Source organism: Bacteroides sp. D22, assembly GCF_000163675.1.
Taxonomy (GTDB): domain Bacteria; phylum Bacteroidota; class Bacteroidia; order Bacteroidales; family Bacteroidaceae; genus Bacteroides; species Bacteroides xylanisolvens.
In genome coordinates, this window is record NZ_GG774811.1 from 137111 (window position 1) to 160423 (window position 23313).

21 protein-coding genes and 1 pseudogene are annotated in these 23313 nt (G+C 53.1%); 4 read left to right on the forward strand and 18 right to left on the reverse strand.

What is annotated here, in order from left to right; genetic code table 11:
- Position 1 precedes the first annotated feature (1 nt).
- Genes HMPREF0106_RS08685 through HMPREF0106_RS08630 form a run of 12 tightly spaced genes read right to left on the reverse strand, consistent with a single transcriptional unit; the run spans position 2 to position 11868 of the window.
- Complete coding sequence (locus tag HMPREF0106_RS08685; RefSeq protein ID WP_009040443.1) at positions 2-2323, reverse strand: zincin-like metallopeptidase domain-containing protein; 2322 nt, start codon at positions 2321-2323, stop codon at positions 2-4.
- 36 nt (positions 2324-2359) lie between these two features.
- Positions 2360-4159, reverse strand: a complete 1800-nt coding sequence (locus HMPREF0106_RS08680) for a hypothetical protein (RefSeq protein WP_009040444.1) — start codon at positions 4157-4159, stop codon at positions 2360-2362.
- A 5-nt stretch (positions 4160-4164) separates the two neighbouring features.
- Positions 4165-4449, reverse strand: coding sequence for a hypothetical protein (locus HMPREF0106_RS08675; RefSeq protein WP_009040445.1), 285 nt, complete (start codon positions 4447-4449; stop codon positions 4165-4167).
- 23 nt (positions 4450-4472) lie between these two features.
- A complete protein-coding gene (locus tag HMPREF0106_RS08670) occupies positions 4473-5303 on the reverse strand; it encodes a M23 family metallopeptidase (protein ID WP_009040446.1) in 831 nt (276 codons plus the stop codon).
- 26 nt (positions 5304-5329) lie between these two features.
- Positions 5330-5983, reverse strand: a complete 654-nt coding sequence (locus tag HMPREF0106_RS08665; protein ID WP_009040447.1) for a hypothetical protein — start codon at positions 5981-5983, stop codon at positions 5330-5332.
- 13 nt (positions 5984-5996) lie between these two features.
- Complete coding sequence (locus HMPREF0106_RS08660) at positions 5997-6680, reverse strand: hypothetical protein (protein WP_009040448.1); 684 nt, start codon at positions 6678-6680, stop codon at positions 5997-5999.
- 13 nt (positions 6681-6693) lie between these two features.
- A complete protein-coding gene (locus HMPREF0106_RS08655; RefSeq protein ID WP_009040449.1) occupies positions 6694-7389 on the reverse strand; it encodes a hypothetical protein in 696 nt (231 codons plus the stop codon).
- Positions 7370-7867: a PH domain-containing protein gene (locus HMPREF0106_RS08650; RefSeq protein WP_009040450.1), complete on the reverse strand. Its 498-nt coding sequence runs from the start codon at positions 7865-7867 to the stop codon at positions 7370-7372. Before HMPREF0106_RS08650 ends, HMPREF0106_RS08655 begins: the two co-directional genes overlap by 20 nt.
- Complete coding sequence (locus tag HMPREF0106_RS08645) at positions 7864-9252, reverse strand: toprim domain-containing protein (protein ID WP_009040451.1); 1389 nt, start codon at positions 9250-9252, stop codon at positions 7864-7866. The genes HMPREF0106_RS08650 and HMPREF0106_RS08645 overlap by 4 nt, the downstream gene beginning before the upstream one ends.
- Positions 9253-9256: 4 nt before the next feature.
- The gene (locus HMPREF0106_RS08640; RefSeq protein WP_009040452.1) at positions 9257-10834 is read right to left on the reverse strand and encodes a hypothetical protein; all 1578 of its coding nucleotides are present in this window, start codon (positions 10832-10834) and stop codon (positions 9257-9259) included.
- A gap of 24 nt (positions 10835-10858) precedes the next feature.
- Positions 10859-11083, reverse strand: coding sequence for a hypothetical protein (locus HMPREF0106_RS08635; protein ID WP_009040453.1), 225 nt, complete (start codon positions 11081-11083; stop codon positions 10859-10861).
- 26 nt (positions 11084-11109) lie between these two features.
- Positions 11110-11868, reverse strand: a complete 759-nt coding sequence (locus HMPREF0106_RS08630; RefSeq protein WP_009040454.1) for a DUF4099 domain-containing protein — start codon at positions 11866-11868, stop codon at positions 11110-11112.
- A 217-nt stretch (positions 11869-12085) separates the two neighbouring features.
- Here HMPREF0106_RS08630 and HMPREF0106_RS08625 point away from each other — a divergent pair, with 217 nt between their 5' ends.
- Positions 12086-12739, forward strand: a complete 654-nt coding sequence (locus HMPREF0106_RS08625; RefSeq protein ID WP_009040455.1) for a M23 family metallopeptidase — start codon at positions 12086-12088, stop codon at positions 12737-12739.
- A gap of 3 nt (positions 12740-12742) precedes the next feature.
- On the opposite strand, the gene HMPREF0106_RS08620 is transcribed toward HMPREF0106_RS08625, so the two are convergent.
- The 5 genes and pseudogenes from HMPREF0106_RS08620 to HMPREF0106_RS08610 all read right to left on the reverse strand — a co-directional run bounded on the left by HMPREF0106_RS08620 (position 12743) and on the right by HMPREF0106_RS08610 (position 17343).
- The gene (locus tag HMPREF0106_RS08620) at positions 12743-13579 is read right to left on the reverse strand and encodes a phosphoribosyltransferase (RefSeq protein WP_009040456.1); all 837 of its coding nucleotides are present in this window, start codon (positions 13577-13579) and stop codon (positions 12743-12745) included.
- 155 nt (positions 13580-13734) lie between these two features.
- The gene (locus HMPREF0106_RS08615) at positions 13735-14991 is read right to left on the reverse strand and encodes an ATP-binding protein (RefSeq protein WP_009040457.1); all 1257 of its coding nucleotides are present in this window, start codon (positions 14989-14991) and stop codon (positions 13735-13737) included.
- Positions 14992-15307: 316 nt separating this feature from the next.
- Positions 15308-15456: pseudogene (locus tag HMPREF0106_RS28290) on the reverse strand (ATP-binding protein); the annotation flags it as partial.
- A 120-nt stretch (positions 15457-15576) separates the two neighbouring features.
- Positions 15577-15816 (reverse strand): hypothetical protein, encoded by a 240-nt coding sequence (locus tag HMPREF0106_RS0124940; RefSeq protein ID WP_157133818.1) that lies wholly within the window; start codon positions 15814-15816, stop codon positions 15577-15579.
- 447 nt (positions 15817-16263) lie between these two features.
- Positions 16264-17343, reverse strand: a complete 1080-nt coding sequence (locus tag HMPREF0106_RS08610) for a linear amide C-N hydrolase (protein WP_009040459.1) — start codon at positions 17341-17343, stop codon at positions 16264-16266.
- A gap of 386 nt (positions 17344-17729) precedes the next feature.
- On the opposite strand from HMPREF0106_RS08610, the gene HMPREF0106_RS08605 reads away from it, so the two are divergent.
- Positions 17730-17954 carry a hypothetical protein gene (locus HMPREF0106_RS08605; RefSeq protein WP_009040461.1) on the forward strand — a complete coding sequence of 75 codons (225 nt, stop codon included), beginning with the start codon at positions 17730-17732 and terminating at the stop codon, positions 17952-17954.
- Between the two features lie 53 nt (positions 17955-18007).
- A complete protein-coding gene (locus HMPREF0106_RS08600; protein WP_009040462.1) occupies positions 18008-18640 on the forward strand; it encodes a hypothetical protein in 633 nt (210 codons plus the stop codon).
- Between the two features lie 114 nt (positions 18641-18754).
- Here HMPREF0106_RS08600 and HMPREF0106_RS27170 read toward each other — a convergent pair whose 3' ends face one another.
- Positions 18755-18937: a hypothetical protein gene (locus HMPREF0106_RS27170; RefSeq protein ID WP_032851482.1), complete on the reverse strand. Its 183-nt coding sequence runs from the start codon at positions 18935-18937 to the stop codon at positions 18755-18757.
- A 124-nt stretch (positions 18938-19061) separates the two neighbouring features.
- On the opposite strand from HMPREF0106_RS27170, the gene HMPREF0106_RS08595 reads away from it, so the two are divergent.
- Positions 19062-23102: an N-6 DNA methylase gene (locus HMPREF0106_RS08595; protein WP_009040463.1), complete on the forward strand. Its 4041-nt coding sequence runs from the start codon at positions 19062-19064 to the stop codon at positions 23100-23102.
- Positions 23103-23313 lie beyond the last annotated feature (211 nt).

Below are 23313 nucleotides of genomic sequence, written 5' to 3' on the forward strand. Positions count from 1 at the left end.
TCTACCTCCTGAAAGTCGTGTGTTGTTCATTCTCGTTTTGCTCGCCGGTTTCCTGTTGTAATTCAGGTGCGGCGCAATCTATTGTATATGCCCGTAGTGCGAGAATCTGCTTTCCCGTTTCCTCGTTGTCATGTCCAAATACAAGTATCATTTTGTCTGGATCATAAGAAAGACGCTCCTTTTGCGGAGGCAGGTCCAATTCGTTGGCTATGGTTTCCGCGTCATACATGGAAGCATAATAACTGCCTTCATGTTTGAAGAGGACAATCGCTTCCGGCTGTTTGTCCTTTATTTCCTTGTATCTGCCGTACAGTTGTTCGGACAGGTTTTCTATGGACAGCCCATTTCTCGGCGAAGCGGGTTCTTGGACAACCTCGTCTGTACGTTTGGTCGTTGTCTCTCTGCCTTGCCGTTGCAAATTCCCTTTCTCCTGTTTCTCACCCGCATGTTCCTCCTGCGACTGTCCTTTTTGCAGCACGTCGGCGAACAGCGTGGCCGCCAGATGCCGCTTGTATTCCGTTTTGTTTTCCGCCACCATCACCCGCTGCCACTGTTGCGGGGTAACACTCCGGGGTTGCATCTTCTTGCCGTCGATGGTCGCGACGCACTGTCTGCCGTCCTGATTGGTATTGAATACCGAAACACGCTGGATGCGGTTCAGGTCGATCTCCCGCGTATCGCTGCCGAACAGGTCCACCTTCAAATCGGGCTGCACCTCCGCCAGCGCGTAATACTTGTGTGCCAGTTCCATACGCACCTTACCCATGTTATCCATAGCCTGTTTGAGCGTGGAAAAGAACAGGTTCACGTCTTCCTTGTCGGGATAGACGCTGTATCCTTTCCTGTTCTCCGGCTTGATGTACAACGCCCAGCGCTTCTTGTCGTCCTGAATCATCTCCGCCCGGTCGATATTCACTTCGTTCGCCCGTCTGACAGCGGGAGCCACGTCCAGCGTGGAGAGCATCTCCAGCGTCCAGTTCTTCAGCCGGGCCAGGGACACCTGTTTCTCGGCGAAATAGCTGTCGTCGGGTCTGTACCCCCATGTGCCGTCGGGATTGAAGAAACGCACGTTCTCGATGCCCTCTCTCCGCAAGGCCCTTCCGATACGGGCTTTGTTCATGCCCGGAACCTCGTTGTCCACCTCCGGCGATGCACCGGCAGGGAGTATCACGTCCGCCGATTTCGAGGACGGGTCGATAACCAGGACAATGGTCTTGTCCTCCTTGTTCGGGTGCTGCCGTATCTCGTTGGCCACGAAGAAATGCTTGGGCATCTGCTCCTTCATCTCCGAAGTCTGCCGCCGGTTGCGCATTGTGGCGTACTCGATTCTCTCGCCACGTTCCGCCTTACGGATCACTTCGAGGGCGTTGTTCACATCGCTCTCCAACGCGTCGATCAGGCAGGGGTTCTCACGCAGTTCCCGGTTCCAGTAGTCCACTAATTTAAGGCTTTCACCGGACAGCCGTGCCGGTAGCCCCAATTCCAGCATTTTGATTCCCGAAGCAATTTCCACGACCAGACGCTCCTGTTTGACGGCATCTTCCGAGGGGGCCACACCGTTCTTCATCACCATGCCCTCTCGGGCGAGACGCTGCTGGTGTCCCGTGGCACTTACGATTTGCCGCAGGGCTTCCTGCACGTAGTCGTTGTAGTGCTCGAAATCCCTTTGGCGCGGCATATAGACCGCATCCTTATCCGTTTCGTAGTGTGGTACGCCGCTACCGTCCGAACGGACAGGTACGAGGTTGTCCCGCATTTTCAGCAGGAAGTCATTGAACCGGATGTGCAACCGGCGGTCGTCGGTCTCCGTATATCCCCTTTCCACGGCACTACCGTATCGTTGCGATGCCGCCTCATACCGTTCCCTGTCCACGTAGGGCAGTGTCGTCTGGTCGATGTTGAAGAGCGTGCGGATCTCACGGTTGTGTACGCCCTTGTACTGCTTCTGCTCGCCTTCATCCAGTTTCATGTAGTCGTCCCGGCTGATGATCCGTTCCGGGTGGTTGCGGTGTACATACCTGTTCCAGTTATAGAACAGGAAAGGCACGCCCTGCTCATGCTCGCATACCGCTGCACCCTGCGCCTTGACTTCGCTGAAGGGCGTGAACAGGTTTGTCTTGCACCCGTTTTTGTCCGAGTGCAACGCCATGAACAGCGCGTTGAACGCGCTGACCGATACCCCTCTCGGGTAGAAACGGGGATAGCCCTTGCCCGATGCGTTGAGCCAGTGTCCGCCTGCGTTCGAGGCTTCACTCAAAGCTGCGGAGAGTAGGGTAACTTGTTTCTCCCCGGCTTTCTTTTCTATTTGCGATTTCTCTTTCATATCGTAATTTCTGTAATCTCCTTTTTTGATTGCGGGTTATTGAATGCCCCGTGTCCGCACGACAGTCTCCTGCTGCCCGTTGTCGTAGTTCTGCGCAGCGGCCTGACGGAGCTGGTCGCTCTTGGCAAGCACAGCGTTCGCCAGCGTGTTCAGCGGCAATGCCCCGGCACGGTAGACTTCCGTCACGGCCATCGGAAGCTGTATGGTGCAGGGCACGCGGTCGATTGTAGCGATCAGCATACCGCCTTGCAGCACCAGGTTCGCGATACGTGGGTTAAGAGGCTCGTCGGGATAACGGCGATACTGCACATCGTTCCCGCGTGTGATATTTACCTTTTCCTCCGTTCGCCCCTGTAATGCCTCGTGTCCCGCCTTGTTCAGCAGGTTTGCACCACCCAGACCAACCAGAAGCATTTTCAGCAACGGGTTACGCACGAATATACCCGCCGCGATACTCGCTATCGGTAGCAGGTTGTCCCCGAAGCGCAGCGAGGGCGACTTGCCCGTGAATGCACCCAGCAACACATCGGGCAGCATGGCCATCACGTAACCGAGATTACCGAAAGTATCACCCATGCCCTCCAGTCCCAGCGTGCCGAACAGACCGTCCCAGCCGTTCGCACCAGACTGTGCCGGCTGCCCTCCTTGTGCCATCTCTTCACAGGGAACTACGGTTTGCCGTCCCTCTTTTCCCACCTTTTCCCCCTGTTCCGCTTCCGGTCGCATTTGTTTCTGCTGTAATCTGGCAGTCGCCGTGCCGTTCTTTTTCGCCAAGTCGTTCAGGTAGGCTTCCTCCTGTCCGGGCGCGACGACCAGCGGCACGTCCTTGTACCGTTCCGCACGTTTCCGTTGTTCCTCTTCCTGCCCGTCCCGCCACAATAAGGCTACATTCGTTTTTTGCATCCATTCCATAAAATTGAAGTTCAAAACGGGTATTTTGTTTTTCAGTTGTTCGTTGGCTGCGGCAATCGTCGCGTTCTCCTTGGTAGGTATCTTTGCCGCCTCTTGGCGGAACTCCTCGAACACGTTCTCTTCGCTGCCGAACACACCCTTACTGATGCACTGCTCGACCGAAAGCGTTTCCGGTTCCTTTGACCCGAAGCGGGAGGCGACAGCCGAGACAGCCATATCCGCACCGGCAAGTTTCGCCAGTGCCGTCCACGAACTCGCACCGCCCAGCACCACGGTGTCCGCCGCCGTACCCAGCAGCCATCCCGCGCCTTTCTCTATCTTGCCGGGACGATAGGCGGCTTCGCCACGTCTCTCGATCTCCTCGGCCAGCGGCGAGCGGTTCAAGGTCTGCGACAGTCCCAGCAGGCTCGACTCGGCGGCCCTGCGGATGATGTAGTCGGCCGAAGACTTGGGCATACGCTCCTTTACCAACCGGTCTATCATCAGTTCCTCCACGCGATAGTCCATGTAGGCGTAGGCAAGGTCGCCGCCCAGCCGTTCCGACAGCTCGTCGTAACGCTCGCGCCCGATTTCCTGCACGACAGTATCGCGCCACTGCCCGGCCATGTACGCCAGATCCTGCTGCATCGCTTCTGAGGCGGTGATTTCCGCCTTGCACATTTCGATATAGTCCTCCGTCGTCTTCGAGTTCCATTCGCCCGTTACCTTGAGTACCTGGTACGGGTCGCCCATCGGTTGCGTCGAGGATGCCATCATGTTTAGTATGCCGCCCAGCGAGGTGGAATACTCCTTCATCTCCTCGCCTTGCTTGTGTGCGAGGTAATCCTGCGTTTTTGACATGACGGGGACGATATGAAAGTTGAAATAGTCGCTCACGAGGCGTTCCATTTCCGCGAACCGTCCGCTATGTTTGATTCCGTCCATTGCGTCTATATGTTTATCTTGTTCAACAAGAGTTGTTCTTTCGTCTGTTCGATGGCGTTGTGGTACACCTCCATCTGTTTTGGAAAATACTCTTCCAGCCACGCGTCTTTCTCTACACGGCCGTGGATGAAGCGGATAGCCTGCTCCCGTTCAATCTCCACCGACGCCTCGCCCTTTTCCCGGTTGTTGAACCAGGCCTTCGTCCAGAATCTGACACCGGCGCGATCGGGATAGACCGTGACCTCTCTGGGTATGTCGAAACTCTGGATGTCGATGTCCAGTTCTGCCAACGGGTCGATGACACCGCCGCGGCTTACGGCTTCGTCATAGAGTTTTTTTTTACGTCTCCGCTCATCGTGGAGAGGTACACCTCGTGCCGCAGGGCGAGATAATGCAGGAAATCCGCTATCAGCAGGTTCTGCACCTTGCAGGCAAGCGGTATGGCTTTACGTCCCAAGCCGAGGGGGTTGGCCATGCTCGGCATGGTTTCGTAGAAGTATTCCTTCATCGCGCCCACGGAGAAGATGTGTCGGAGCGACTGCTCCGTGTGTTCGGGCAGCCGGTACGTTCCCCGTTGCAAATCCTCCATGTAGTGTGGCAGGAAGCGTAGCATTAGTTCCTCAATTTCCCGTTTGTCCTTCTCGTAATCGGTCTGAAGATTCATTTCCATGTCGGGAAAGACGACCGTTCCGTGCCCGCCGGCCTGACTCAACGCCCGGATATTGCCGTACAGCATGGTCAGGAACTCCAGCGGGTTCAACTCCTCGCCCTTGAAACGCACCCCGATGTGCAGTTTGTCACCGCTCAAAGCCACCGTCTGCCCGGCTTTGACACGCTGCCCGAACTGGGCGAAGACGTTCGACAGGTGCCCGTAAGTCATTTCGTACTCCCCGTAGCGGATAGTCTGGCAGATGCCATGTACGGGGTCATTCCCCACACCCGACACGATGCCGCTGGCCACGGCGGACAGTGTGTAGCACCGCACGTCGAAGTCGATGCCGTGATGAAAGTATTTCTCGCCCGTTGCAGGATCGGTCTGCTCGCCGTAACCGAGTGACAGTTCCACGTCTTTGCCCGGTTGTTCCTCGAACGGCATACAATAGCCGCTATCGGATTGCAGGATCATTTCTTCCGTATATTTCATTGCTGTTTCTATATTGATTCGTATTCCTATCTTCTCATCCCTCCGCTATGTGTATGTTCCTCGACCGGAACGGTAGGTGTCTGTTCACGCTGTACACTTCCCGCCTCCGGCGTACGGAAGATACCCGCGTTGTTGCCGATAAGCATCATGCCGAGGAACGCCCCGGCGATTTTGCCCAGCCACCCGAAACGTCCGAATATGAGCATTGCCGCCGCGACCAGTCCCGCGATGCTTAATCCCGACACGTTGCCCTGCCCGAGGTTGCAGAAGAAGTTGCCGAACATGTTCATGCCGCCGCCGTTGGCGGTCTCATGCAGGAAATTCGACACGCCGTCCAGCTTCGAGTTGATGCCCGACACCGCGCCGACGGCTTCTCCGGTCTTACCCGTCAGCTCGCGCACGCCGTCGGCCGTACCGGCGAGGGTGTCCGTTGCTTGTTTGCCGATAACCGCATCGCTCACGATACGCGCCACGCTTTCGTCGGTCGTCAGCTTCTTCCAGCCCACGTAGCCGACAGCACCGCCGAGGGTCGCCGTCTTAGCCGCCTGACCCGCTCCCCGGAGGGTCTGTGAGGGGTGCAGTATCGCGTTTCCCATACTTTTGCCGGTAGCGGCAGTAGCTTTACTCGCGCCTTTCATGGCCTTGCCGCCGTATTTCAATATTGAATCCCAAACTCCCATGTCGTTATATCTGTTAAGGTCTTACATTTTTTCCTATCTGTCGCCAGCGTCGCTTGGCCACGTCCACGATGTCCCGTTTGTCGACTGTCGGGCGTGCCCCCTCGTCGATTTCCCGCCAGATGTCGCCCATCGTCGTGTACTTCACCGCTTTGGTCAGCCGTTGCAGTTTTTTGTTCATCAGCTTGAGCTTCGGCCGGATGCCGAAGACGATTTCCATGCGCTCCTTCTCCGTCATCTTGTTGTTCTCTACGCAGGCCATGCGGATGTCGTTCACGATTTCCACGCTGTTCATTATCAGTTCCCGGTAAATCTTGTTCCGCTGCGCGGAGAGGGCGACGGCCAGCGCATTAGCCGAATGGCGGTTTACCTGTCTGGTAAAGTCGCCCATGTTGTCCGTCAGACGCGATATTTCGTGATAGAAGCCGTACACTTGTGCCGCGTAGCAGACAATCGACCGGAAAGAGTCCAGGTAGTTGTTGAACTCCCGTTGCAGGTCGGTCGTGGCTTCCACTTCCTCTTTCGTCCACAGGTGCCCGGTGGTCTGCATCAGCATGACCTTCTCCTGGTTCTTCAGTTCTTTCTCCGCCTTGTCGGTGTAGGCCAGAATCATCCCGGCCAGCACGGGGTCGTTCTGTGCCTGTATCTTGCCGGTGCTGATGCATAGCAGTAGTATAATTGTCCAAACTATCCGTTTCATGATTTACACGTTTTTACCGGGCGAGGGCTGCCGCCCTGCGCCAGTGGGACAGGGCCATGCGTGCCGCCTCGCCGTTGTCGCGGTCGAGCATTCCCGCCGTCACGTTGTTCCACACGTCATTGAAAGTATAGTAGCGTATGCTCAAATAGAGCAGGTGCAGCTTCCGGCTGAAAGCCGATAGCCGGTCGTTCAGCGTCCACAGGGTTTTGCTGCGCTCCGCTCCCGTCAGCATATTGTCGGTGCCGCCTGCGGCCACCGCATCGTTCAGCAGTGTGAAGACCGAGACCAGCTCCGTCGCCGTCTCGATGTAGAGGTTGTTCATACTCATGCTCGCGACAATGCCCTGCGGGTTGTTTTGGATGGCCTTGCCCAACTTGCCCAGCGTGAGGAAAATCCGTACGCCGTCGTTGTAGAGGTGCGTGCAGGCTTTCAGTGACGAAGCGTATCCGCTGGCCGTCTTGAGGTAACTGTTGTACTGCTTCTCCCATTTATGGATCTGGTTGAACTCGGCGGCGATGCTGTTCTGTAGCAGGGCCGTTCGTGTCTGTCCCTTTATCTGCTTTTCGATCTGCCCGTTTATCTGTTCGTTGCCCTCAGCCAGCGCCGCCCATTCGAGCGGGTTGGAGGCGGAGACCTGTGCTCCTGCCACTTGCGGGAGGAGGTACGCCAGTACGGCGACCAAACTCCAACTAATGATTCGTGATTTCATATATTCCCTTTTTTCGTTTGTTAAGCTCCACCCGTTCACGGATAACCGCCACGAGGTCGTCCTTGCGCCGGATGCCGGTAAGATCGAGCCGGGGCGTGTTCCGGTCCATGGAGAGGACGCGTACCGTCTTCAGCCCGTAAAGTTGCTGCAGGAGGCTCTGGTGTTCCTGAAAGTCCACGATACGGTACAGTTCCATGTAGTCTGTTTCGCGGCAGACAATCCCGTGTTCGCTGATTAGCTGCTCCGCGCTGATGCGGTAGCGTGTACGCCGCAGGTAGAGGTAGCGGTAGAGCAACAGCAACGTGAGCAGCCCGGCGACCGCCACGGCGACAGCCCTTAGCGGCAGTCCTTCCATGCCCCCGTACCCCCACATCGCGCAACACAGTACCAGTGTGGGCAGTTCGTTGATGACGAACTGTCCGGTGTGTGGTCGCAGGACGATACTCCGGTTATTCCCTATGGTCCGCGCTGCTATCATCGGTGAAAATGTGTTTGCTGTTCCTGATCGGGTTGCTGTTCTCTCTCCCGCGATTTATCAAGGACTTCTTTCAGTTTTTGCACATGTAAAAGCTGCTCGTTCCAGTCCTTGTTGGGGTGGTTAGGCTGTTCCCGAATAAAAGAAGCGTCGTTTGCCTTATCAAGGGCGAGGAACTCCCGCAGTCCTTCCCGGAACTTCCGGTAATGTTTGTTTATTACATCCACTTGGCCCTCTATGTCATCGGGATGGCTCAGACCGCTCGAACGCATTGACATGGCTTCTTCCCATGCGGATTCATATTTCCCGTAGCTCGACCGCAAGGCATCGGGCAGCAGCTCGATTTCACCGCTGTCCAGATTCTCGTCATCAGATACGGTGTCGAGGTAAGGCTTCCGTTCGGGTGTCACCTCAATGGTGGAGCGCGTTGCACGGTACAGTTCCTTTTCCAAGTTTTTGGTAAACTCGATTCCCGCTTGATCCGTGTCGAAACAGATATGCTGTCGGGCCGAGAGAGTAAGTGCAATCACTCCTCGCGTCTGTTTCTCGGTGGGGGTACCGCCTGTCGAAATGAACACGGCCTTGCGCAGTTCTTTGTCCAGTGATGGACGAAGCTGGTAATAGGCCATCGCGTCATAGGCACTCTCGAACCAGTAGATATGTTTGGCCTCTGTGAGTGGAGTTTTGGCAGGACTGGCAATCCACAGCCCCTCGCTCGAATTACTTCCCTCGGCCTTTCCCTTGTAGCTGCCGCTCCCGTCCATGCGGGGACGGCCGCGTTCCTCCAGACCGACAACCTTTTCCACGTCGTTAGGCAGGGTCAGCGGGAAGGAGAGGTTCGTGTAGACCGCGCCGTCCTCCCGGTGTTTCGTCGTCAGGCAGAAATGCCGGTGAAAGGCGTACTGCGTGTAAAGGTCAATGCCCCGGTTCTTGAAATAGGGATAGAACTTCTTTTGCGTCTCCCGGTCCTGCGGATTGAACTTGTGGATGTCGTAGTCCGAGATGTTGAAAGGCTTCACGTCACGCTTGGGCTGGATAATCCGTGTCTCACGGTCGGTGACGGGATGGTTCAGCAGCCTGTTGCACACGAGGTTCACCAGGCGGTCGGGAGACATGCCCGCGTGGTACTCCGTGAAGAAGTGCGGATGCTCCTTGATAAAGGAGATGATGTTATAGACCTTCTGCTGTTGCGCGTGGAAACAGCACTTGCCCTGTTGCGTCACGATAAACTTGTCGCCACGGATACGCCGCCCGTCGCTGTCCAGACGGACATACGAGGGATAGCGCAGGCCGTCGCGCTTGTTCAGGTGGTATCTCGCGTCGATCAGCACGTCCTGGATGTTCAGCCGTTGCAGAAAGTCGTCGTATGTAAGGTCTCCGTCTCTCATAGGCTTACCTCCCCATCCTCATTTCACCGATTTCATGGTTCATTTGCGCCTCGAAGTTGCGGATGGCCACATCTCTGGGTGTGTCCACACCGGGCTTGAAGTACGGGTGCGGCGGTCCGCCGAAACGCTCGCCGTAGAACTCCGGCCCGTGATGATGGTGGAAGCCGTGCGTCACATCCGAGGCGACCACCGCGCCGGCGGTAAGGACGGCGAAGATCTTCACGCCGAGACTCTTACTCGCCTCCGGGCGTATCTTCATGTCCACTTCGCTGAATACCTTCGAGAAGAGCTTCATGCGGTGATAATCGTCCACCGCGAGGAATTTGTCATATTCCTTCTGGGTGATCTCGTGGCTGATGACCCGTCCGTCGATAACGGCGGTCATCCTGTACTTTCCCTCCGTTTGCGCCGGTTGCACGGCAATCCCGCTGACTTCCACTTCACGACCGTGTTTCCCTTCCCGGTACCAGCCTTTGTTCTCGTTCAGCAGTTGCAGGTCGCGCCCGTCCACGACCGCCCCGACACTGCCTTGTATGGATTCTTGTTGTACCTGGGCTTCCAGCGGCATGAACACTTCCTGTTCCTGCCGTTGCCGTTCTTCCAGTTCCTGCCGCACTTCCGGATGCAGGCCGATGGCGATGCGCTTGTCGCTGTTAAGCTGTTCCATCGTTACCTTGTCGGCAAAGTCCGTCCTGATAATGCCGTTCAGCAGTTCCAGACGCTTCTCCACGGGTTGCTCCTCGACGGGAGCGGTGACCAGTGTCTTCACTTCCTCCTCCGTCAGGTCATAGACCATATCGGCAGGAACGCTTTCCGATTGCACGGTCAGTGTCCGCCGCTCCGCGTCCACGATAAGGCCGTGAGAGGCGAGGCACTCCTGCCATTTCTCGTTGGAGAAATAGACCGGTGAGGCGATCAGCTCCTTGTACGGTCGTGCCGGTTCCACGCTGCGCGGATGGCTGACCATCGGCGTGATGACCGCCTGCAAGTCCTGCAACACGTCCCGCTGTCCGGCGGATTGTCCGGATTGCTCCGCTCGTCCGCCCTTGTAGTAAAAGCCGTAACCGCCCGATTGCAGCTCGCCGGGCTTCATGCGTCCGTCCCACCGTTCGGGAACGACGGACGGTCCTGGAAAGAAAAGCTGACCGCCGACCCTCCGCAGGTGGAAGCCCCACTGCTGGCGTGGCGTCCAACCCAGAAACGGCGGGGGCATACCCAGCCGTCCCGTGCGCCCGTACTCGCCGATACCGATGCGGTAACCGTGCAGCCCCATGGCCACCCGACCGTTCGCGTTACGGGCATGTACGAAGTTCTTGGGCATGTAGAAGTCCTTTCCCACGATGCTCGTGAGCACGTTGTAGGCTTTCTTGTTGGTCGTGTTCGTTCCCCAATCGGTCAGGGCCAACATCTGACGCTCGGTGAGCGGGTAGGTCAGCAGCGGTGAATCGTGCCCTTGAACGATCAGCCGGTAGCCCCCTCCGTCAAACGCGATATGGGCTTGAAGCCCGTTGCGCATCAGCATGTCGCGCATCTCGAGCTGCAAGTCCATCTGCCGGGGATTGGTATTTTTTCGTATCGCCATAGTCTGATAGTATGATTGTTTTCGTTATGCGTCGCCGCGCTCCATCGCGGTCTCCAGCTGTTCGTCCTTGTAACGAACAAACGCCTCGGCGGAATCGTTGCCGACCATAAGCCCTTTCTCCTCGCAGTAACGGGCGTACTCCTCCTGCCACTCGGCGGAGAAGTGGTTCACGTAGTCGAGCCAGCCGTACTGACCGTTTTGTATCTTCTCGACAAGTACCTCTTCAGGATAATATTTCTGTTGTGCCATATTATATGCTTGGGATAAGGTAGTTTTTACTTGTGAAGGCCTGCCGTGCGGTTACGTTCGGCGTTCTTCTTCTGTTCGTTCCACAGTTCCCCGGTGTACTCCTCTTCCGGGACGTAGCCGAGGTTGCCGTCGTCGTCCATTACCCAGCAGCCGTAGCAGCCGAACGTGTACTTGTCCCACTCGCGTTTGGGCTGCTCGCGCCATTGCTGTGTGTCGCCTGCGCAGAAGCGGATGCCGGTCTTGTTGTGCAGGTCGATACCCACCGTAACGGGTTCATCGTCCACGACCACTGTCAACGGGTCGCCGTTCTGCATCCCGTTCACTTCCACCGCCCCGAGGTGTATCACCTCGGCCAGTACTTTCAGGTTGCGGGCGATGATGGGAGTGGGAACGTACATTACCTGCTTCGTTTCCCCGTCAATCTGCACGAAAGCCTTGCTGTGCCGTCCGTTCGCCATTTCCACGTCCGCGACAATGGCCTTGCCGTCGAGCAGCTGCTTCTGTTGCGCCTCGTTGTAACGTTCCAGCGGCGAGGATTTTAGCGCGGGATAGAAGACCACGTCCACTTCGCCGCTCTCCATGCGGATGAAGGCGAAACGGCTGCGGCTCTCGATCACTTCACCGTTCTCATCGGTAACACGCACGGGAAGCACGGGCGAGTAGCCCCCTTGCCCGATCTCTTCCAGAACACGCATGGGTAAGTCCTCTATCATCTCCTGTGTCAGCCCGAAACGGGCAAGTGCCGGATAGGGCAGCTCGTTAAATTCAAATTGTTCCTTTTTCATATTCCGATTTATATTGTAAATTATACCCCGCAAATATAAAGTGATTTTACTTGTATAATCAAAAACGCATGTTTATAAGTGTTTATAACACCTATTTTTGATGTTTGGAATATGATTTCAGATAAATAATCATATTTCAACTTATAAAATTATTCATATTTTGAAAGAAAACGGGCGACGGAGCCATGCCGCAAGAAGAGTGTGCTAATTTTGCTGCATGAGAAAATTTTTATGGATGATAATGGCGGGTGTTTCGCTATGTACCGTGCCCGCCAAAGCGCAATTCAATACCGTTGCTGCGATACCCGATCGCTACAAGGTGGAAGTATCGCGCGCGGGTACGGGCAAAACGGAAACGGTGCCCGAATACGCGGTTCCCGTGCAGGATACATCGGCGGCCCCGCCCGTCGATGCGGACAGGAAAATGTGGTTGGAGCGTTACTTGAGCGTGAGCTACCCGTTGCGCCGTATCAGGATTACTTCACCCTACGGCTACCGCAAAGATCCCTTCACGGGAAAGAAAAGGTTTCACGGTGGTCTGGACTTGCACGCGCGGGGTGATGAAGTGCTGGCTATGATGGAAGGGGTGGTCGTGAAAGTCGGGCAGGACAAGGTTTCCGGCAAGTATGTAACCCTACGGCACGGCAGGTACACTGTCAGCTACTGCCATCTCTCGAAAATCCTTACCATCAAAGGGGCTGTGGTACGCCCGCGTGATGTGGTCGGTGTAACCGGCTCGACGGGCCGCAGCACAGGCGAACACCTGCACATCACCTGCAAGTTCGATGGCAAGAGTGTCGACCCGGCGGTGATACTCGGCTACATCGAATCCACGCGGAAAGAGTGCGTGGCGGCATTAGCCGTGTTGTAAGGATCAACACTGCCGACAACTTCCGGAAGTGAGATGCTTCCACCAGACCGCCGCCTTTACTAGGAACAACGATGGTACGGTAACGGTCCTGCCGTAGAATATCGCCGCTACCACCTTGCCGCCACACCGTTCGATTTCCTCCTTGTAGTCGGCCACGCTCTGCCCGGTCGTCAGCACGTCGTCTATGATGATAATCTCTTTTCCCTTGATATTCCTGATGATGTTGTAATTACGTTCGAGGACACGGTTCTCCGCACCCTTGGCCTCGTGCAGGCTCTCGCGGGACTCGAACACGTCCACGTCGTACAGCCCCGAGGTCAAATCCGGCCTGTGCGTGCAGATGTACCAGTCGAGCCGTTTGAACCTCTGGCCGTATTTTATCCAGTTACTGCACGGCATGAACATGATATGATAAGGCTTCTTTTCCAGTTGTAAGGCGCCCATGCAAGCCTTGAAGAACTCGATACCGTGTATCTCGCCATCCTTGAACTGGTAGAGCGAACGGCAGAACGCCCGTTGTTCATCGTTAAGCAAGGGCCTGTACCGCGACGGGTAATAATGCCCGTAAAAGGCCATCCGGATACCGCGTGACTTGAACGGCTTGAGCGGCGGATGGTCCTCGAACAGGTCGGGACGCGAGAAGCAGAACATACGGCAGGCGTCCCGGTGACCGGCCATCACTGCCAGACGGGAGTAACTGTCGCGTTCCTCGCCCTTGTCGGCAATCCGTGCGGCGGTAAACGCCGCTTCCCCGGTTTTCCGCCGCCAGTAAGCGATGATATGCAACAGCCCTCCGATAAGACAGAGTAGGATCAGGAACACAAGTCTTTCGTTCGTCATTATTCGTTTGAATGATTTTTATAGTGTTTTCACTCGTCTATTATGTAAAAAACATTACACGCAACATATTATAATACTGAATTTTATGTTTGTCTTGTCGCAAAGAACAACTTTTTTTGCGACAAGATGGAGATTACATGGAACTTTGTCGGGTTTTATAATTCCAATGAATTGTCCTTTAACAAGAAATCATAAATGCTTATGGTCGTGATACCGGCTTCATCTCTGGTAACGGGGCTTTCTTCTCCCATGATGATGATCTTTTTGAATGAATCATCTACTTTAAGTAAAGATGCGCGTTCCTGTCTTATCTTTTCGTCTGACTCCATACGATAGGCTGACTGTATATAGTAACGCCGGCTTCCAAGATTGCAGATAAAGTCCACTTCGAGGTTGGAACGCTGTTGCTTTCCGTCCTCACCTTTCACCACGATCGGAATAACCCCCACATCCACATTAAACCCGCGTATCCTCAATTCGTTGTAGATCATATTTTCCATTAAATGACTTTTCTCCGATTGCCTGAAATTGATACGCGCATTACGCAGTCCCAAATCCATGAAATAATACTTGTAAGGGGAATTGACATACCGCTTGCCCTTGATGTCATAACGGGTGGACTTTTCAACCAGGAATGAATCGCAGAGATAGTCGATATAATCCTTGACCGTATCGTAGGATATGACTGACTTCTTTTCGCTTCGGAACGTGTTTGCCAATTTGTTCGGATTGGTCAAAGCGCCGATGCCGGAGGCCATGATGTTGATGAGTTCTTCCAAGTCATCATCCTTACGTATGTCGTAGCGGTCCTTGATGTCCTTGATGTAGGTTTCGTCAAACAGCGTTTTCAGAAAGCGTACTTTTTGCTCTTCGGTTTCATACGACAATATCTGCGGAAGTCCGCCATACAGCATGTATTCATTGAATCCGGCCTGCATTGTACCGGAATAGGCGGACATATATTCCTTAAAGCTCAATGGGTACATTTTTACCTCAAAACCGCGTCCGCGAAACTCCGTGATAATATCTTTGGACAGAAATTTCGCGTTACTGCCGGTGACATAGACATCCACGTTCCGCATCTTCAGGAAGCCGTTCAGCACATCTTCGAAGTTGTCGAGCATCTGAACCTCGTCCAACAGGATATAATACATTCCATCATCAATAATACGGCTTTCCACGAAAGCATAAAGGTTGTCGGGATTCCTCATGGTCCGGTTCTTGTAATCCTCCAAATCTACTTTTATGATATGATCCGGAGCTGTACCGCTTGTTTCGAGATACGAAGTGAATATCTCAAAAAGCAGATAGGACTTGCCGCATCTGCGCATTCCCGTTATAATCTTGATCATTCCGTTATTTCGCAGAGAAATGAGTTCATTCAGGTATTTTTTCCGTTTAATACTTTTCATCGCTAATCGAATTTTATGTCACTGGGTGACGGGGTTTTCGATTACAAAGGTAGATGTTTTTCTTTAGCCAGCCAATATCTAATCGAAAAAAATGTCATTAGGTGACGGGATTTTCGATTATCCCCATCCCGTAATCCCGGTTTTATCCGCGCTATCCCTGTTTTATCATTATTTTTTTCTTATCCTCGCCAGATTCCGTTCTCCCTTTTCGTCGGCGAATGTAGGGTGGAAGCACGTCGATACCAAACCGGTGTAAAAACAGAGAGTGCACGAAACTCTACCATGGCGACACAGCAATCTGTTATCTTGGTAATGTTACCCCCTCGTCAAGCAAATGTTGGAAAAATAGTCTCTTCAGAAGAAATGACTTTCCCGAATGGCGTAACCCGGTAATGATTTTGATAAGTCCATTGCCTTTTGACCGGTGGAGAGCTTTTCAATATAGGTATTACTGTCTACTATCATGCTTTACGAATTAATGTCACTTGTGACAGTTTCCTGGGGGCAAAATCAGCAGTTTCTGTTGAAAGAGCAATCATCTCGAAATAAAAAATTACATTACTGAATATTTTACCGGATAATCGGTTAAGGCGGTGCTCCAACTTCGTCAAATCCTTGTCGATTTTCTTGGTGGTTATCTTCGCGTATTTCCGTGTCGTGATAATGTTCGTATGCCTCGATATTTTTGCTCTGCTTGGTCTGATTGAAGGTGTGTCTTTCGGCAGGATTATACCGTATCGAAACCGAATGGTTTGGGAATTTGTCCGTGAATTTTGCACGCGGTGAATTACCCCGTTGCGAGATGAAAGAAAATAAGATAATCATATACACGGCCAATGATGGCAAAACAAAGATTGATGTAAAGTTTGAAGAGAAAACATTGTGGCTTACACGAGTTCAGGCGTACGGGTTGTACCAAACGGACAAATCGAATGTAAGCGGGCATATCAGTTCAAATGGAAGGAACGCTTAGCGTAGGGTGTGAAGTGGAATACTACAATCTGGAAATGATTATCGCTCTTGGTTATCGCGTCCGCTCCTGATTCCTCATTAATATAGTTGGAAGTCCAATCTTTATTTTAGCAGAAATCTCCTCTTGTGTCATTCAGGCGACCGAAGAGGGGAAGAATCTCGAATAAACCTGCTTCGTGTAATCGAGATTCTTCGCTGACACTCTGAATGACAAAACGTTTTAGATTTTTCGCTTTCTTCTGAATCGACGAAGGCCCTTTCATCCGGTGTAACGAAGAAAGCAGTGTGTTCTAAGCCGTCTTACCGTATGTTTATCTTTTCGACGGGCTGCATCTTCGTTTCATCCAAGGGCTTCGCGTGGTATTTCACCCCGTCGAAATCGATCTCTTTCAGGTCGATGTACCGGATGTTGCTGTTGTACATGGTCCGGTAATAAATCATCCGGTTGCGGGTGTCCGATGCGACGGTGAACTGGGTGGCACTGGGCATATCGGCGGGAGCCTTTCCCCAGGCGAGTTCGGTTCCCGTCGGGATGTCGAAGTTGTTCAGGATATGAAAGGCCTGAAAGACACTTTCCTGCGCGTTCGGTTGTTCCGGCGCGGTAAGCTGGAAGAAAGCGGCACGGACGAAACGGGATGGAGGGGTGAAGTCACCGGGCAATCCCAGCATGCCGCTTCCATGTCCGAAATTCTTCATCTCCAACGGACCGAACGGGTGTTCGGGAGCATTGCCCGGTTGGAGGTTGATGTAGTTGTTCAGGTTGGTCCAATGCCATTCGATACCCGGTGAGTTGGTCAATACTCCTAGCGGGTTATCGTAAAAGTGCATCTGCCCGTTCACGATTTCCAACACCGTTTGTCTGCCCGAGGACTCGGTGAACCGCCAATGCACGGTGGACGAACGGGGGTCGATATGGATGACGCGGACTTTCTCCAGTGTCCCTTTCACTTCGTCCAGGGTGCCGCATTCCGCCAGGACGTAGGATACCACCTGGAAGTCGGCCAGACACTTGTCTTTCAGGGAAGCGTCGTAGGGCTGGTATTTGCCATAGCCGGGAAAGTAGAAGAGTCCGGCGGAAAGGCCTTTCTCGTTGATTCCTTCCACCATGAATTCCTTCTGTTCTACCGCCACTCCCACGTACCCGTGCTTGCTCCTGAACTTGATCCCGTCCATTCCCGTGGGAGTGAGCGACTGGAGTTCCTGGTTCCGGGGAACCACTACATACATGCTGTTCATGACGCTTTCCGCCCATTCGATGGTACGTGCCGCGACGATGGCCCCGTCCTTGCTTTTGAGAGTGATGCCCGTGCAGGCGCCGGCTGGCACTTGCGACACGATGCCGATGCTTGCCAGCAGAAATGTGGATAGTTTAGTATTCATAATTATTGTTTTTGATGATTATCGAAAGAGATAACGTCCAAATGGAGAATTATGTTTGTTAAACACGCGGGAAAATACGCGATATGCCATAATCTGTTCCTGTCTAATGCCTATTTTACCAGCACGATCACGGCCCTACCGTCATTTCTTCCTTTTTTCCGCCGGCTCTGCTCTCTCTTTTCGTCGGCGAATGTAGGACGAAGTACATCGATGCCAAACCGCATTGCCATTCGGATGACAGAAACAGGCTATATTGCATGGCCGGTTTCCTGTCCGGGTTTGGCTTATGATGCCACCCGCTTCATCCTTTGTTTGCCTCAAAATAGAGAATACAGCCCCGCGGCACGAAAGCAGGGAAAAAGGTTTAATGATTAAAACAAAGCGAGATGAAAGAAGAAATCAGGCAGAACGGGAAAGTAATATTGTCAAGCGACGACGGGGTTTCGATACCCATGTTTTTCAACAACCTGTGCGGTAAGAATTTTTCAGGTGAGAAATACCGTATCTATCTCCAAAGCGTAGCGTTCGGGGATATGGGGTTTGAACCGGGAGAAATCGGATTATACCACAACGGCATATTGGTTAGAACCGGCACAATTCCGAAACTCTGAACCGTAAGCCCGACAGTTTTTAACAAGATGAACAGAACTTAAAATTAGTAAATATGGGAACACTTACCATTCATCCGGCGGAAGCCTATCTTCGCAACGAAAAGAACCCCACGTCATTGTACGTAAAGATTGAGGGGAAACGCAGACGTTTGTTTATCAACCGTGACGAAAATGTCATTGGCATTGTCGCACCGGGAAAACGAAAAAGAGGTTATATCTTCACTGATTGGGCGAGTATCGAGAAGATATACTACCCATCTCAAAATCAAGAACAGGAAAGGAATACGGACAGGAAGCTGGTCCTGAAATACCAAAAACTCGCCCGGCTTGCCACGCACACGAACGACTGGCTTCGCAAAATCGCTGAAGCGGATTTGGATAAGTCCCTTTACGAGAACCGCATCACGACCGGCACACGCATTGACGGCAAGTGCATCGGACTTGCCACAATCGAAAAGTATTGCGGTGCGACAGAGATGTATCTCTTCCGACAGGCTATAAAGGACAAGAAAAAATTTACCACTTGCCGCTTCGACTTTTGCGGTTATGACGGTACGTTATGGTGTGAGCCTCGGGACAATGGTGACATGGTAGCGGGCTTCAGTAAAGAGTACAGGGGGTGTCTCAATGGCTATTACTATCTGCTTATCAATAACGAATACATGATAGGTTACGATGTAGACTGATTCGCATCTCATCGGGAATCATGCGCATCGGGCGGAAGCCCGGTGCGTTTTCTGCTCCGGTCTGCCGACGGCCATACCCACTTGTAACCGGCACACAGATGTGCCGATTCTCTTTTACATAGCCGGAACTCCGGTCGTTATCTTTTTATTCTCCCTTCTCCCTCTTTTAGCGTTCCGTTCCACTCCTCTGCCGTGCAACCTCTGTGGAGTTATTTTTCCGCAAAGGTAACCGGCCGTTCCAATCCTGCCAATGCCGGCTGCCGCCGCGAGTGAATCCGCAAAAATCTTCCTCTCCACCTTGTCGAGCGTATTTTTCCGTCCCAGCCTTGTCCGGTTGTCCCCGCCACCTTTTCGAGGCAGAAAAATAAATCCCTGCGGTCGCAAACAGGCCGAAAAGAGGGAAATAAAAACACGGTTAAATATGAGTTACAACAAATTGAAAGCACTGACGGCGAACGTGGAAGCCATAGAAACGGCAATGAAAATCCATGTGCAGGGCAGGCAGGCCACAGCGCAAGAGAAAGAAATTTTATCCTTATACTCCGGTTTCGGGGGCATCAAGGAAGTGTTGAACATCGGTACGGAAAAGCCCACGGGCGGCGGCATGGAAGAACAGGTACAACGATTGCAGGAGTTAATCGACACCTATCCCCATTTCACCGAACCCATGCGGCAAAATGTCATGGAGAGTATCAAAGCCTCCGTACTGACAGCATTCTATACGCCAAAATTCCTTGTCGATGCGGTAGTAAGGCAGATACACGCCACATTCAGCGGAAACGGTCTCACGATGCGCTCGTTCCTAGAACCGAGTGCAGGCATAGGCGGCTTCCTACCGGTTGCCATGTCCGGCACGTATGACTATGCCATTGAGAAAGACCTCGTTTCGGGACTGATACTCTCTCTCCTGCATGAAAACACAATTACACGGACAACAGGATTCGAGACGATAGACAGGCAGGACTTTGAACACACGAAATTCGATGTCATTGCCTCCAATATCCCTTTCGGCAATTTTCGTGTCTTCGATGCAGAACTGTGGAAGAAAGGCGGCATGTACGAACAAGCCACCAAGACCATACACAATTACTTCTTTGTCAAGGCGGTGGAGCTGTTGAACGAGGGCGGACTGCTGGCTTTCGTCACATCAAGGGGCATAGCCGATACACCGGGCAACAAGTTCGTGCGCGAATACCTCGTAAACCACGCCGACCTGATAAGTGCCGTCCGTCTGCCCGACATGCTTTTCATGCAGACAAGCGGCATCGAGGTAGGCAGCGACCTGCTGATATTCCAGAAGCACACGCAAAAGGCGGTACTATCACAACGGGAACAACTGTTTCTGCAGGTAAGCAGGGAAAAAGCGGACACCACAGGCACAATGACCGAACATGCCAACAAAATTTTCACCCTGCCGAAAACCACCCTTGCCACGGGTAGCCGCATTGTACAGAACCAGTACGGCAAGTATGTACGCAAATACCAGTGGCAGGGCGATGAAAACGCCATGTCGCAGTATCTCGCCGCATTGCTCAAACTTGACTTTGGCCGTTACTTCCGGAAAAGCCTTTTTACGGGTGGCGGACAGGACGGAGTGTACACGCAGATGTCCCTTTTCGGAAATGTGGCAGCTATCAAGCAGCCTCCAAAAGGTAAACGAGCCTACACGGACGAATTGAAACCGTGGATGAAAGATGGCGCGATGCTACTTTTCGAGGAACAGGTGGGCGTTGTCCGATACCGCAAATCCGATCATTATCAGGAAGTAGCCACCGACTTTGTGCCCGTGGACGAGGGCAAGGTGAACACGGAAAGGGCGAGAGACTATTTCCCTATACGCGAGGCGTACTTTGAACTGTCAGCCAAAGAGAGGGAGGAACAAACGGAACAGGTGGCGTTACGTGAGGAACTGAACACACGGTACGATGCTTTCATTCGCAAATGGGGACACTTCCACGAGAACGACAACAGGGAGTTTATCATGCTCGACAGCCTCGGTGTGGAAGTGTACACGATAGAAATGCAGGTCGGAAAGGACATATACAAATCAGACATTATGCGCGAACCCGTAGCGTTCAAGAAGATAGACACCACCGTACAACTGACATCGGCAGAGGCGTTGGCAGGCAGCCTGAATTTCCACGGCAGGGTCGATATGGATTACCTGACACAGGCCACCGGCAAGGGCGAGGAAGAGGTTGTCGGTGACCTCAAAGGAGAGATATTCTACAATCCCGTCAGCGAAGAGTGGGAACACCAGGGCAAGTTCATTGCCGGAAACGTCATTGCCAAACGCAAAGAGCTTGTTTCCTGCCTGCCCGACCTCACGGACAAGGAAAAGGAGTACACGGAAGAATCGATAAAGGCATTGGAAACGGTAATCCCCGAAATGATCCCTTACGAGGAACTCGACATCAACATGGGCGAGCGGTGGATCGAGCCGGAACTGTACGCCGAATTTGCAACCGAGCTTTTCGGGGTCGAGACGAGTGTGATGTACCTTGACGTGAACGATTCCTATCTGGTTCGCCTGCAAGGTTATTCGGCGGTCGCCTACAACACCTATACCACGGGCAACTGCAACGGCGAGGACTTGTTTACACACGCCCTGCAGGATACCGTTCCCGAAATCACGAAAGAGATAGAACGTAACGGTGAAAAAGTGCGTGTGCCCGACGAGGATGCCATACAGGTAGCCGCCACCAAGATACAGGAAATACGCGACCGCTTCAACCAGTGGCTCGACAACCGGCCCGTGGAGGTTCGGGACGAACTGGCAAGAGGATATAACGAGCGTTTCAATTGCTACGTGCGCCCCGCCTATGACGGTTCGGCACAGACATTTCCGCATCTTACGTTCGAGCACTTTGCTTATGACAGTCTCTATCCCTCGCAAAAGAACGCCATTTGGATGATAAAGCAGAACGGCGGTGGTATCTGCTGGCATGAGGTAGGCACGGGCAAGACGATGATTATGTGCGTGGCGGCATACGAGATGAAACGCCTCGGGCTGGTGAACAAGCCGCTCATTATCGGACTAAAAGCCAACGTGCACGAGATAGCCGACACGTTCCGCAAGGCGTACCCCACGGCGAAAGTGCTTTACCCGGGCAAGGAGGACTTTACCCCTGTCAACCGTCAGGAGGTATTCTCCAAAATCAAGAACAACAACTGGGACTGTATCATACTGACACACGATCAGTTCGCCAAGATACCGCAGTCGGAGGAGACGATGATTGACATTTTCACGGAAGAACTTGACGACGTGGAGCGTTCTCTTGAAGTGCTGGAAGGGTCCACCATGCGCTACCGCAGCGGAAAGATGCAGGAGGGGCTGGAAAAGAGAAAACAGAACCTCAATGCCAAGCTGCAGGAGTTGAGCATGAAAATCGGCAAGCGAAAAGACGATGCCGTGGATTTCCGCACGATGGGAATAGACCATATTTTTGTCGATGAATGCCACATTTTCAAGAACTTAATGTTCCAGACGCGCCACACGAGGGTAGCCGGTATCGGCAACACCAGAGGTTCCCAAAGGGCGATGAACCTCCTGTTCGCCATCCGCGACATCCAACGCCGTACGGGGCGTGACCTTGGGGCTACGTTTCTTTCGGGTACGGTGGTCGTAAACGCCTTGACCGAGCTGTACGTGATGTTCAAGTACCTGCGTCCGCAGGAGTTACAACGGCAAAAGATTAACTGTTTCGACGCTTGGGCGGCGATATTCTGCAAGAAGTCCGCAGATTACGAGCTGAACGTGACCGGTGCAATCAAACGCAAAGAGCGTTTCCGTACCTACATTAAGGTCCCGGAACTGGCGATGTTCCTGCGTGAGATTACCGACTATCGCACCGCCGACATGATAAACCTCGACGTGCCGGAGAAAAATGTGCGTTTCCTTTCCAATGCCCCGACAATCCAGCAGGAAGAAATGATAGGCCGGCTCGTGGCTTTTGCCCACAGTGGCAAATGGGAAGACTTGAGGCTTGACATGCCCGAACCGGACAACCTCGACAAGGCGAAAATGCTCGTGGCTACCAACGTGGCCCGGAAAATGGCTCTCGATATGCGCCTGCTGGGGGACAAGTTCAGCGATGATGCCGGAAACAAGGCTTCCATTTGCGCGAGGACGGTTTATGATTACTACACGCGCTCTGGCGAAAACCGGGGAACGCAGTTCGTGTTCAGTGACCTTTCCACTTACAAGCCGAACGAGTGGAACATCTACATTGATATCAAGGATAAGTTGGTGGCAATGGGAATTCCGGCAGACGAGATACAGTTTATCCAGTGTGCCACCACGGAGAGGGCGAGAAAACGCCTGTTCGATGATATGAACAACGGCAAGGTACGTGTGTTGCTCGGTTCGACCAGTATGTTGGGTACTGGAGTGAATGCCCAGCAGAGGGCTGTGGCGGTACATCATCTGGAGATTCCTTGGGTGCGACATGAAGTCGCATAGATAATTGTTGGAATGATACTTACGGGTATCAGCTTTAACCCGCTGTTCCGTCAGCGGTAGCCTACCGACCGATGCACCTTAATGTTGTATTAAGCGGTCGGGACGAAGTACACTTTCGCAAGACAAGACAGAACCGTGAGGGGAAGTCAAGTACGGTTAGTATCATACCGTAGAGTGGCGAGGCTGGATAGTATGGTTAGCGCAAGCGAAC